The 11,888-nt window shown below is 70.0% G+C and carries 9 protein-coding genes; 5 read left to right on the forward strand and 4 right to left on the reverse strand.

Translation table 11 applies throughout. The features are described 5' to 3' along the window. Positions 1-145 precede the first annotated feature (145 nt). Positions 146-1,888 carry a metallophosphoesterase gene (locus FJY74_08325; GenBank protein ID MBM3308317.1) on the reverse strand — a complete coding sequence of 581 codons (1,743 nt, stop codon included), beginning with the start codon at positions 1,886-1,888 and terminating at the stop codon, positions 146-148. A gap of 150 nt (positions 1,889-2,038) precedes the next feature. On the opposite strand from FJY74_08325, the gene FJY74_08330 reads away from it, so the two are divergent. Further along, positions 2,039-2,539 (forward strand): ZIP family metal transporter, encoded by a 501-nt coding sequence (locus tag FJY74_08330; GenBank protein ID MBM3308318.1) that lies wholly within the window; start codon positions 2,039-2,041, stop codon positions 2,537-2,539. Positions 2,540-2,569: 30 nt separating this feature from the next. Here FJY74_08330 and FJY74_08335 read toward each other — a convergent pair whose 3' ends face one another. Both FJY74_08335 and FJY74_08340 read right to left on the reverse strand, forming a co-directional pair. Beyond that, complete coding sequence (locus FJY74_08335) at positions 2,570-3,232, reverse strand: hypothetical protein (GenBank protein MBM3308319.1); 663 nt, start codon at positions 3,230-3,232, stop codon at positions 2,570-2,572. Positions 3,233-3,372: 140 nt separating this feature from the next. Then, positions 3,373-4,290 (reverse strand): isoaspartyl peptidase/L-asparaginase, encoded by a 918-nt coding sequence (locus FJY74_08340; GenBank protein MBM3308320.1) that lies wholly within the window; start codon positions 4,288-4,290, stop codon positions 3,373-3,375. Between the two features lie 230 nt (positions 4,291-4,520). Here FJY74_08340 and FJY74_08345 point away from each other — a divergent pair, with 230 nt between their 5' ends. Together FJY74_08345 and FJY74_08350 are read left to right on the forward strand one after the other, a co-directional pair. Then, positions 4,521-5,840: a VWA domain-containing protein gene (locus FJY74_08345; GenBank protein MBM3308321.1), complete on the forward strand. Its 1,320-nt coding sequence runs from the start codon at positions 4,521-4,523 to the stop codon at positions 5,838-5,840. 177 nt (positions 5,841-6,017) lie between these two features. Continuing rightward, positions 6,018-8,255, forward strand: a complete 2,238-nt coding sequence (locus FJY74_08350) for a carbohydrate binding family 9 domain-containing protein (GenBank protein MBM3308322.1) — start codon at positions 6,018-6,020, stop codon at positions 8,253-8,255. 96 nt (positions 8,256-8,351) lie between these two features. On the opposite strand, the gene FJY74_08355 is transcribed toward FJY74_08350, so the two are convergent. Further along, the gene (locus FJY74_08355; GenBank protein MBM3308323.1) at positions 8,352-9,980 is read right to left on the reverse strand and encodes a choice-of-anchor J domain-containing protein; all 1,629 of its coding nucleotides are present in this window, start codon (positions 9,978-9,980) and stop codon (positions 8,352-8,354) included. Between the two features lie 529 nt (positions 9,981-10,509). On the opposite strand from FJY74_08355, the gene FJY74_08360 reads away from it, so the two are divergent. Continuing rightward, positions 10,510-11,391 carry an FAD binding domain-containing protein gene (locus tag FJY74_08360; GenBank protein ID MBM3308324.1) on the forward strand — a complete coding sequence of 294 codons (882 nt, stop codon included), beginning with the start codon at positions 10,510-10,512 and terminating at the stop codon, positions 11,389-11,391. Positions 11,392-11,395: 4 nt separating this feature from the next. Then, positions 11,396-11,888: (2Fe-2S)-binding protein (locus FJY74_08365; GenBank protein ID MBM3308325.1), on the forward strand; the 493-nt coding region annotated here is incomplete at its 3' end.

Consider the following 11,888-nt stretch of genomic DNA (forward strand, 5'->3'; position numbering starts at 1 on the left):
GCTTCCCCGGAGGAAGGATACCCCGCCGAGCCGGCCGGTGCAAGCGACACCCCTGCTCCCATTGCGAGTGAGGTGTAGCCTCGATGGTAACCACAAACGCAGGGCAATGTGATGTTAGGGAACCTGACGGGTAGGCGGGGCGCGCCTATCGGAGCAGGATGATCTTCCCTGACAGCGTCTGCGCCCCGGACCGGATCCTGTAGAGATAGACGCCGGCGGCGAGCGATCCCGACGCCTCGTTGCCCGCGTCCCACGCGAGTTCGTGCACACCCGCCGCGAAGTCGTGGTCGCAGAGCACCGTGACGGTTCGCCCGCGCACCGTGAGGATCTCCGCCCTGACCCGCGCCCTCGATGCGAGCGAGAAGGCCAGCCGCGTCGTCCCGCGCGCCGGGTTGGGGAACGGCGCCGCGGTCAGCGCGAGCGACCGAGCGTGCGGCTCGTCTGACACGCCGCTCGGTGCCGGGCTGATCGTCACACCCGTGATGGAGTGCGCCGGGAGGCTCACCCGCACATAGCAGGTCGCCACGCTGCCCTCCACGACCGTCTGGACGAGTTCCCCGTTGTCCACCTCGTAGGGCGCCGACGCAGCGGGCACTCGGAACTTCACGAGCCCATGCTCGAACGTCTGCGGCTGGTTGTTGATGATGCCCACCGTCAGCTCCTCGTGCGTGCCGTCGTTCGGAGGGTCGAACAGCACGCGAAGCTGAAGCCCGGTGCCGCCGGCGGAGACGTGCGCGGAGGGCGTGATCGTCGTACCCCCGGAGGCGCGCACCACGCGCATGGCCCGGGCGCCGTCGCAGACGGCGGCCAGCGAGAGATCGTAGGGCGGCGACGTGATCGACCCCGACGACGAGTGGATGTGCCCCCACAGCGCGCAGTCGATCCCAAGACTCCCGAGATTGAGCTGGTCCTGGAAGTCCATGTGGTAGAACGCCACGACGGGTGTGGTCGGTGAGACGGTCGAGAGATCGCTCGTCAGCCACGACAGCTGCCTCGACGTGAAGCTGTCGGTCCCGTAGATGTTCCTGCGCCACCGATCGTAGTTGTTGTACGCCTCGATGCCGACGAAGTGGACCCCGCCGTAGTCGAACGAGGAGTCCTGCGTGTAGGCGATCTCCGACGGCGGCGGGTCGTAGAGGCGTCGCCAGCCGAAGAACCTCCACCAGTTCCGCCGCGCCGTCCCCGCCGGCGGCGGCGTGTCGTTCCAGCCGCCGATGTCGTGGTTGCCGGCCGTGAGATACACGGGAACGTCGAGCTCTTTGAGGACCCGCTTGAGACGTGTGTAGTATCGCTTGTTCAGGTAGTTCTCGAGCTCGCCTTCGTTCACGAGGTCGCCCGTGAAGAGCACGAACGCGGGGTTCATGATGTTGATGTCGTCGATGACGGCACGCAGGTCGAGGAGCTCCGTCGTGTCGGTGTCGGCGCCGGACTGGTAGTGGTAGAGGTGCGTGGGGAAGTGCGCGTCGGTGATGTGCACGAAGTAGAAGTCGTCCTCGATGGAGAGGCGCACGGCGACGGCGTGGGCTTCGGTGTCCCAGACGCCGCCGGAGGCCTCGACGCGGAGGTCGTACAGCTCCGCGGGAACGCCCGGCGGCACGGTCGCCGTCATGAACCAGCGCTCATGGCCCGCGCTGTAGGCCGCATCGCTCACGGAGAGCGTGTGTTCGAGCGATCCGCGGACCAGGGACGCGGCCCAGCCCGTGGTCGCCGGCGGGGCGTACGCCTCGACGGTGAACTGCCCCCCGGGGACCGTGATCGTCGGAATGGACAGGATGGGGCGGGCGATCACCGTGAGCGTGTCGCCGATGGCGATCTCGGCCGGCGCCCCGACGGCGCAGGTCGGTGCGAGGACCGTTGCTGCCACGATGGCGAGGATGATCGTCGTCATGTCTTCAGTATAGCAAGAATCGGGTCCGCCCGCCACGATGCACCGGCCGACCGCGGGTTGGCAGCATACGGGTCTTCGCCGAACATCAGCTCCTCGAACTGGACGGTCGAGATGGACGGGCGGAGGCCTCAGCCTGAGCGGGTGACAGCGATGCTGAGCCAGCCCACGACCCTCGCGTGCTTCGGCGGCATCGTGCTCATCGGGGCGATCGACCGGCTGATCCCGGCCTCCGAGAACCCTCACGAGGCGCGCGGGCTGGAGGAGCTTCGCGGCGATGCGCCGCCCTTCTCGAAGCTGCTTCGCATGGGGGTCATGTCCGCCGCGGCCATCGCCACCCACAACGTGCCCGAGGGCATCGCGGTCTCCGTGCCCATCTCCTACGCGACCGGCAGCAGGAGGAAGGCGTTCTTCCTCTCGTTCCTCTCGGGTCTTGCGGAGCCGGTGGGCGCGCCGGCGGGCTACTTCCTGCTCCTGCGCTTCCTCGGGGACGCCGCGTTCGCGCTCGCGTTCGCGGCGGCAGGCATCATGGTCTTCATCTCGATCGACGGGCTGCTCCCCGCGGCCGAGCGGTACGGCGAGCACCACGCGGCGACGTACAGCATCATCGCGGGCATGGCCGTGATGGCCGCGAGCCTTCTGCTCTTCAGCTAGCGTGTGTCGGCGTGTCGCTTCCGGAAGCTGCTACTTGAAGATCGCCTTGAGGCGGCCCCACGTGGCCTCGTCGATCGGGTTGGCCGGGACCGCGCCCACCTTGATCTGGAAGGCGAGGTTCGACTGCGTCGGGGCCGGGTCCTGCCACGAGAGCACAGCGGTTCCCGTCAGCGAGAAGCCGTCGTAGAGGTTCGCGCCGCTGATCCTCAGGACGTCGGTCGCGCTCGGACCCGTGGCCTGGGAGACGTCGCCCACCGGGAGGCCCTCGAGCACGAGGTTGCTCACCGCGAGGCTCGACCCGCTCTGCCCCGCCCTCGCCCTCACGAAGATCTCGTTGAAGTACCGGTCAGGCTGATAGGTCAGCGTGACGCCGCCGAGCGTGAAGGACGCCGTGTTGAGGAAGGCGTCGTACGCCACGGTGAGTGGTTCGGTCCTGCCGCTCTGCCAGTTGTGCTGCGCGGTCTGCGAGGGGGAGGAGGTGAGGCGCCCGATGTCCAGCTCGAACGTGGCCACGCCGCCGCGGTCACCGATGCGCCCCTCGGCGGTGAACGACAGCTCAGACTCGGGCATGAGGGCGAGCATCTGCTGGTCCGTCAGGTGCTGGGTGACCAGAACGGCCTGCGCCGCGCCCGCGAACACGAGCAGAGAAGGCACGAGAAGCATCCCGACACGCCGCGTCAGCACTTCACGCATGAACCGGCCCCCAGCAGTCGAACGCAGGAACTGAGAGGATCGCTGTGCGATTCCATGCTACCCACTTCTTCCGAGGATGTCAAGGTGGCAGCCCCGTGGGGCGGAGAGACGCTCTGCGGTCTGACTCCCCGCCAGCCCTCCTATCCAGACGCCTCGCGCAGCTCGGGAGCCGGCATGTCCTCCTGCCAGAACCAGTAGGCGATCGGCTTCCTCAGGCGCCCGGCGGGGACGACCGCCGGCGCTCCCGACGCGCTCAGGGCGTGGATCACGACACCGCCGAGATGGCCTCCGGTGAGGCCGGCGAGGTCTGCCGCGGCCTCGGCACAGGCGTCCTTCACAGGAACCCCTGCTCCGAGGTTCCACACCACGCGCGCGGCGGTGCAGGCCCGCAGCGCCATCTCGCCCGTGTGCGTGCAGCCGCATGCGCCCGCGGCGTTCTGGGCATACAGACCGGCGCCGATCACCGGCGAGTCCCCGAGCCTCCCCGGGTACTTGTACGCCCACCCTGACGTGCTCGTGCCCGCTGCGATGTCGCCACGGGCGTCGATGGCGAGGACGACGACGGTGTCCCGGCACTCGAGCCGTCCGGCGGCGATCCATGCCGCCGGTGCGAGCGGTCCCGCCCGCCAGTTCGGGCCCGCGCTCGTCTCCACGTCGCGCTCGATCCAGGCGCCGTGCGATGACCGCGCCGCGTCCGTGAGGAGCTCTGTCCGGCGGTGTCCCATCTCGCGGGCGAACATCGCGGCGCCCTCGCCGACGAGCATGACGTGGGGGAGGTGCTCCATGACCGCCCGCGCGACGCTCACGGCGTGCACGTGGCCGCGAAGCGCCCCCACGGACCCGGCCATGCGCGTTGCGCCGTCCATGACCGCAGCGTCGCACTCCATCTCTCCGAGGAGATTGGGGTCGCCGCCCAGCCCGACGTGGCGCACTGCCGGGTCGGCCTCGACGCGTCGTATGCCCTCCTCGACGGCGTCGAGCGCCTTGCGCCCCTCCTTGAGCTGCCGCACGGCGTCGGCCATCCCAATCTCAGCAAGGTCGCTTGCGAGAACCGTCATCGGCATTGCGTTTCTCCCTTGAGCGGGCGTCCATGTGGTCACGGCGTCCGGCCCTTCGCCGGGGCTCCCGCGCCCAGCCGTTGCGCCGCAGCGTCCACGGGCCTGAGCGACGCTCACGCTGGCACGATTCGTGCTCCACCGTGCGGGCGGACCAGGCTGAACATGGTTCCCCCGGGATCGCCCGGGGGCCTTCCGACCGCGGAAGAGGGTAGCACAGGAGGAGCACGCAGATGAGCGGGATCACCGGACGATGCGCGCGCACCGTCGCGGGCGCGATGCTCTTGCTCGCGTGGGCTGCGACCGCCCTTGCGGCGCCGCAGGGCATGCACCACGTGATCATCGTCGACTGCACCGGCACCATGAAGTACCAGGGACGAGCACAGGCGACGCTTGCGGCGCTCCAGGAGTTCGTGAAGGCCATGGCCCCCGAGGACCGCGTGAGCGTGTACGGCTACGGCGAGCGGACGCACGCCGTGCTGAGCAAGTATCCGGTCACGGTCGGCGATGCGGCCGCGAGGCAGTCGCTCATGAACGCCATGCGGCTCACCTTCGACCACGACAGGACCGACATCACCGCCGGGCTCGAGCTTGCGTGGCGCGAACGGGACAAGGTCCTTCCCGTCATCAGCGGGCGGCGCAACGGGTGCGTCGTCCTTCTGACCGACGGCAAGCTCATCCCGGTGTACGAGGACTACTCGCAGTACGACGCGATCCGCGCGGCCAGCGAGGCGAGGCTGAGGGAGCTTGGCCGCATGTTCGGCGAGATCCGCGTTCCGGTCGTCACGATCGGCCTCGGTCGGCCCGACCAGGTCGACGGGGCGCTCCTTGCCGACGTCTCGACGGCGAGCGGAGGCGAGTACTTCGCGTCGCTCGACGCGCAGGCGCTGTCGGGCGCGTTCTCGAAGGCGGCGGTGAAGGCGGCCGCGCGGCGGCCGAGCGAGAACGAGGCCGTGGCGGACGCCGCTCCGGCGGCGGATGCGCCGCGCGAGGCCACGGCGCAGCCGTCGGACGGCGGGAAGAACACGAAGGCGCAGGAGCCTCGCCCCGCGGACGCCCCGCGGAGCGGCGGTCTGGTCAAGGGGATGCTCGCCGCGGCCGGCGACTGCCGCGCGCGCTCGAGCATGTTCTATCAGGGCGCGACGGCGGCGCTCGGCGTGCTCATGGGCGTCGTCGCCCTCGGCGTGCACCGCAAGCAGTCGTGGACGAACGTGTTCACGCGGGCCATCGGGACGCAGCCGGCTCGCGTGAAGGGGTATCTCAGGCCCGTCGAGCGCGAGGGGACGACGTCCGCCAGGGCGTGCGTCCCGCTCGAGAACCCGGGCCACGTCTGCGTGAGGCTCGGGGCCGGCGGCGACTTCCTTGACGATCTGGCCCACACGGCCGTCGAGGTGATCGGCACGCGCGACGACGGCGGCCCGCTGATCCGCGTCGTCACCGGCAGTGTCACCGTCAACGGGGAGCCGGTCCGCACGATGCGCAAGCTCGCCGACGGCGACGCGCTGGACATCGACGGGAGGCCGTTCGTGTATCTGAGGGGCAGGCGCAGGTAGGCCGGCCGATAGGGCGCAGAGCGAGAGGCCCCCGACGCGCGTCGGGGGCCTCGTCACGTCTGGGGCCGACGGCAGTTCGGCGCGGCGACGCGCGGTGCAACCCGGCGCACGGGAGAGGTGTCTGAGAGGCGTGTTCCGGACCTGCGCCTCTCGATCCCATCTGAGCGAGGCATCACCATGAAGCTCCCCGACTGCGCTTCCCGGACCGGCGTCTGCGCCGTTGCGTGTGCCGCGTTCGCGCTCTCCGCGCTCGTCGCAGGCCCGGGATCGGCCGCGGCCGCCGAGAAGGTCCCCCAACGTGTCCCCCGGGTGGCGTCGCCCATCGTCGTCGATGGCGTGCTCGACGAGGACGTCTGGCGCGAGGCCCTCGTCATGGGCGTGAACACCGAGGTGCGCCCCGGCGAGAACATCCCCGCGCCCGTGCACACCGACATGCTCCTCGCGTACAACGACACGCACTTCCTCGTGGCGTTCCGCGCGCTCGACCCGGATCCCTCGCTCATCCGTGCGCGCTACTGCGACCGCGACCAGATGTGGGCCGACGAGTTCGTCATCGTCGGCGTCGACACCTACAACGACCAGCGCGGCGGGTTCGAGTTCGCCTGCAACCCGCTGGGCATCCAGGGCGACACGGCGAACGGCGTCCACGGGGACGGGAACTCGTGGGACGCCATCTGGGACTCCGCCGGGCGCATCTTCGATTGGGGGTACTCCGTCGAGATGGCCATTCCGTTCAGCTCGCTCAAGTTCCAGCGGACCGAGGGCGACCAGATCTGGGGCGTGGACGCCGTGCGCAGCTACCCCCGTGGCGTCCGGCGCCACATCGGTCTCTACGCCCGCGACCGCAACAACAACTGCTACTTCTGCCAGATGGAGAAGCTCGTGGGATTCGCCGGCGTGAACCCCGGCAGGAGCATCGAGCTTGACCCGACGTTCTCGGCCATCACCTCGCAGCAGCGCGAGGGGTTCGTGGAGGGCCCGTTCGAGGAGCGCGACTCGAGCTACGGGCCGGGGCTCACGGCGCGCTGGGGCGTCACGCCGAACACGACCCTGGCCGCCGCGCTCAACCCGGACTTCTCGCAGGTCGAGGCGGACGCGTTCCAGCTCGACGTGAACACGCGCCACGCGCTCTGGTACGACGAGAAGCGGCCGTTCTTCCTCGAGAGCGCCGGCATGTTCCCGAACTTCTACTCCCGGTCCGTCGCGGACCCGGCGTGGGGCGTGAAGCTCACCGCCAAGGAGGGCGGGAACGGCTTCGGCGCGCTCGTGTCGCGCGACGAGGTCACGAACCTGATCCTCCCGATGGGCGAGCGCTCGCGGACGGCCTCGCTCGACCGCGAGTCCACCTGCAGCCTCCTTCGCTACTCCCGCGACGTGGGGCGGTCATCCTCGATCAGCGCGGTCTTCAACGACCGCCGCGGCGACGAGTACGCGAACCAGATGGGGGGCGTCCGCGCGGACCTCATGCTCGCGGGAACGTACGGCGTGAACGCGGCCGCGCTGTTCTCGTCCACCGACTACCCCGACAGCCTCGCCGCCGACTACTCGCAGGAGAGCGGCCGGTTCGACGGCCACGTCTACTCGCTGCACGTCGGGCGGTACACGAGCGGGCTCGACGTGTACGGGCAGTACTACGACGTCAGCCGCGGGTTCCGGAACGACCTCGGGTTCGTGCCTGACGTAGGGCACCGCGACGTCGAGCTGGGGGCGGGTCACACCTGGCAGCGGGACGCGGGGAGCTGGTGGACCATGCTGAACGCCGGCGGCTGCTACCGGCGCGAGGAGACCGAGGACGGCGATGTCCGGGCGGAGGGAGCGCGTCTCTGGGCGCACTACAACGGTCCGAAGGAGTCGCACGTAGAGGCGGACGGCTGGGTGGGCACCGAGGTGTTCGCGGGCGAGGAGTTCGACACCTGGTCCGCGGAGGTCGAGACGGGCTTCTGGCCCACCGGGTGGCTGTTCGCCATGCTCGAGGGGAAGTACGCGCGCGCCATCGACTACGCGAACGCGCGGAACGGTGATCTGGTCGCGGTCTTCCCGTACGTCGGTCTCAAGGCCGGGCGTCATCTCTCGGCGAACGTGGGGCAGCGCTACGAGCGCATGAACGTGGACGAAGGAAGGCTCTACACGGCGAACGTGACCTACCTGAAGGCGGTCTACCAGTTCTCCCCGGAGATGTTCGTGCGGGCGATCCTCCAGTACGTGGACTGCGACCGCGCCCCCGAGCTTCACCCATTCCCCGTCGAGCCCGAGGAGCAGAGCCTCACGAGCCAGGTCCTCTTCTCGTACAAGCTGAACCCGCAGACCGTGCTCTTCCTCGGCTACGGCGACGCGCACTACGGGAGCGGGACCGTGGACCTCACCCAGACCGACAGGACGTTCTTCGCGAAGGTCGGATACGCCTGGACGCTGTAGGCCTTCATCGGCGGCCGCTGACTGCCCGACCGCCAACGCGGGAGCCCGGCCCATCGGGGCCGGGCTCCGCGCTTCCAGCTCAGGCACTCCCCAGCTCTACTTGAGCACGACGATGCTCCTCGTATCCGACGTGCCACAGGCTTCGATGCGGCAGAAGTACACGCCCGAGGCCACCGCCGTGCCCGAGCGGTCCCTGCCGTCCCACTGCGTCGCGTGCAGGCCGGCTTCGACGTCGTCGTCCACGACGGTTCTCACCAGGCGCCCGGCCACGTCGTAGACAGCGATCCTCACGCGCCCCGCCGCCGGGACGCTGTACGCGATGGTGGCGGACTCGCGGAACGGGTTCGGGCTGCTCGGAAGGAGGGACACGCGCGAGACGACTCCCGGGCTCTCGACGCCTGAGGCCGTCACCAGGATGCCCGTGATCTCGACGTCGTCGATGTTCCAGCCGCAGTACTGCCAGCTGCTATCGGTCGTGCCCATCGTCCAGCGCAGGTACACGGTGGTGTTGTCGGCCAACGCGGAGATGTCGTAGGTGTGCTGGCTCCAGGCGTTCTCCTCGATCGTCGCCGTGTTGGACCAGATGGTGGACCACGTCGTGCCGTTCTTGCTCACCCTGAAGTAGGCGTGGTCGTACGCGGGCTGCTCGACGCCCAGCCACCTCCAGAAGCTCACCTGAACGCCCGCGTAGCCGGTGAGGTCGAGCGCGGGGGTCGTGAGGTGCCGCTCCGGCAGGTTGTTCTCGTAGTCTCCGTTCAGGTTGTAGCCGTACACGTTCGCGCCCGTGTGGCCGCTGATCGGATCGGGGTAACCGTACTGGCCGCCGCCGCCCATCGGCCGCCCGTACGCCCAGAGCCCCTGTGTGGTCCAGCCGGGGTTCGTGTCCATCGGGAACGAGTACACGACGACGCGGTCGCCCACCTCGAGCCCGAGGGCGCGGGTCGTGTTGCCGATGCCGTTGGTCGTGTTCGTGAACGTGAGCACGTCGCTGTAGACGCCGCCGCCGAGGGCCGAGGCAAGCACGTTCAGCTCCGCCGTGACCTCGACCGATGAACCGCCTGGGATGGTCCCGGAGCCGTTCAGGATCGTGACCCACGGCTTCGTCGCCGTGACCGAGTAGCCTATCGCGGCTCCGCCGAGGTTCTCGACCTCGAACGTGACGCTCCCCGGGTTGAACGGCCCGCCGATCGGCCCGGTCGCGAGCAGCCCCTCGGCCGGGGACACCGCGATGCCGTTCCCGCGCGTGCAGCGCGCCGCCTGAAGCACCCGCCGCGGGATGTTGTGACACTGCACCCACGCCACGAACCCGATGTTGTCGAGCTTCCAGGAGGTCCCGAGCGTGAACGCCTTGGCGTAGCTCACCGCTTCGCCGGGCGACGTCAGCGCGAAGGTCTCGTCGGCGAGCATTGCGCGAGCCATGCCCGGCGTCGCGCCGTACGTCTCGATGCCCTCCTCGACGATGACGAAGTGGACCTTGTTGTTCGTGGTCGTGACCGGATCCATGACGTCGATGTCCACGAACAGCGTGCCGGCCGTTGCCGATGTGAACTTGGCCACGGGCTTGACGAGGATCGGACTCCCCTCGGCGATGTTCGCGGCGACGATGGGATTGTACGTTGGGAACATCGTCGGCGCCGTGCTTCCGCCGTAGACGTTGTCCTCGCCGTCGAACCACGCGTTCGGGATGCCCGTGGCCCCACCGTAGAAGGTCCTGCGCGTGGACATGGCTGGGATCACGTAAGGGGATGACGTGTACCACGTGATGGGAACGAATCCGTCGTATCCATAGTAGGCGACAAGGTCTCTGAACCCCGCGACCGCGGAGGGGCAGTAGGGTCAGCTGGGACCTTGGAACATCTCGCCGAGCGACGTCCTGGGAACGGCGAGCGCGGGCAGCGCGAGCGCCGCGACGACGAACGCGGCGAGCGCCGTCGCCGCAAGCACATGGATGCGGTGCGACATGCGGCATCTCCTTTCGAGAGAGGCACCTGGCACGCGTGTGGCGCGCGCACGCGGCGCGCCCTCAACGACTGACCGGTGGGATGGCTGTCCCCGGCGCGGGATCCCGAGGAGACACGGCTGCCATCGGGACACAAGGATAGTCGAGTGTCAGGGAGGCGTCAACGGGCAAGCCGCGGGCGCTCCGGGCGGGCCTTCGACCTTGAAGACCCGCCCGGGAGCGCGTATCCTCCGGGTGATGGCGCGGCCGGCGCCGGCGACACCGGGGCGGCCGCCGTCGCGATGGGAGCGACCGATGCTCGACCTCAGGGAGATCCGCCGTCCTGCGAGCGCGGCGGAGGCCGTGCGGCTCCTCGCGGAGAGCGAGGGGAGCGGGCTCTATGTGGCCGGCGGGACCATCCTTGTGACGAGCGGGTCCCGGCGCCTGGGCTTCCTCGTGGACCTCACCTCGGCGGGCCTGGGCGGCCTTCGCGTGGACACGGCCGCCGGCTCGTCCGGAACGCTGATCATCGGCGCAACCGTGACCGTCGGTGAGCTTCTGCGCGCCACCGAGGCCGGGCGGCCGGCCGGGGGGCTCCTGCGCGAGGCGACCTCCTGGCTTGCTAATCACACCGTGAGGAACCTCGCCACCGTCGGGGGCAACCTCATGGCCTGGCACTTCCCGACGGACCTGCCGCCGGCGCTCCTCGTGCTCGATGCGTCGGTCAGGGTCATGGGGCGTTCGGGCGAGCGCATCGTTCCAATCGACCGCCTCTACGCCGCCCGCCGCGAGGTCTTCGCTCGGGGGGACCTCATCGCAGACGTCCGCGTGCCGGCCGCCACACCCGGGCTTCGCGGCGCGTTCGAGAAGCACGGCCGCAAGCGGCTCGACGTCGCGCTCGTCAACTGCGCGGCGGCGGTGCGGCTCGACGGCGGGCGGATCGCCGAGGCGCGGCTGGCGCTGAACGGCGTGGGCGGCCCGCCCGCGCGGCGGCCGGACATCGAGGCGTTCCTCGCGGGGAAGGAGCCGTCGCCGGCCGTGTTCGAGGAGGCGGGCCGGATGGTGTCCGCCGCGGTCACGCCGAGGAGCGACCACCGCGCGAGCGCGGCGTACCGAACGCGCCTGGCCGGCGTGGCGGCCCGACGGGCGCTCGCGCGGGCGGGCGGGGTTCTGCCTGTGGCCGGGGCGGAGGAGTAGGCGCATGACCGTCCGGTTCACCTTGAACGGGAAGCCCATCGCGCTTGCGGTCGATCCGGGCGAGGTCCTGCTCGACACGCTGCGGCGAAGCGGGTTCACCGGCGTCAAGGCGGGGTGCCGCTCCGGCAACTGCGGCGTGTGCACGGTGCTTCTGGATGGCCGCCCCGTTCCGTCGTGCAGTGTGCTCACCGCCCGCGTCGACGGCCGCGCGGTCACCACCATCGAGGGCGTGGGGGACGCCGCGAACCCGCATCCGCTCCAGACGGAGTTCCTCGCTCGCAGCGCGGCGCAGTGCGCGTACTGCATGCAGGGCATGATCGTCTCGTCGAAGGCGCTGCTCGACGAGCATCCGCATCCCTCAGAGCAGGAGATCCGCGAGCACCTCACCGGGAACCTGTGCCGGTGCACCGGCTACGTGAAGGCCGTCGAGGCGGTCAGGGCGGTGGCGGAGGGGCGGGCGACGGGCGCCGCTCCCGCGCCGCGCGGGCCGGAGACGG

It is taken from the genome of Candidatus Effluviviaceae Genus I sp. (genome assembly GCA_016867725.1).
Classification (GTDB): Bacteria; Joyebacterota; Joyebacteria; order Joyebacterales; family Joyebacteraceae; genus VGIX01.

Coding starts and splice junctions, on each gene's coding strand:
- FJY74_08350 (MBM3308322.1), top strand. CDS start 6,018: ATGAAGCTCCCCGACTGCGCTTCCCGGACCGGCGTCTGCGCCGTTGCG.
- FJY74_08360 (MBM3308324.1), top strand. CDS start 10,510: ATGCTCGACCTCAGGGAGATCCGCCGTCCTGCGAGCGCGGCGGAGGCC.
- FJY74_08345 (MBM3308321.1), top strand. CDS start 4,521: ATGAGCGGGATCACCGGACGATGCGCGCGCACCGTCGCGGGCGCGATG.
- FJY74_08335 (MBM3308319.1), bottom strand. CDS start 3,232: ATGCGTGAAGTGCTGACGCGGCGTGTCGGGATGCTTCTCGTGCCTTCT.
- FJY74_08340 (MBM3308320.1), bottom strand. CDS start 4,290: ATGACGGTTCTCGCAAGCGACCTTGCTGAGATTGGGATGGCCGACGCC.
- FJY74_08325 (MBM3308317.1), bottom strand. CDS start 1,888: ATGACGACGATCATCCTCGCCATCGTGGCAGCAACGGTCCTCGCACCG.
- FJY74_08355 (MBM3308323.1), bottom strand. CDS start 9,980: ATGTCCACGCGCAGGACCTTCTACGGTGGGGCCACGGGCATCCCGAAC.
- FJY74_08330 (MBM3308318.1), top strand. CDS start 2,039: ATGCTGAGCCAGCCCACGACCCTCGCGTGCTTCGGCGGCATCGTGCTC.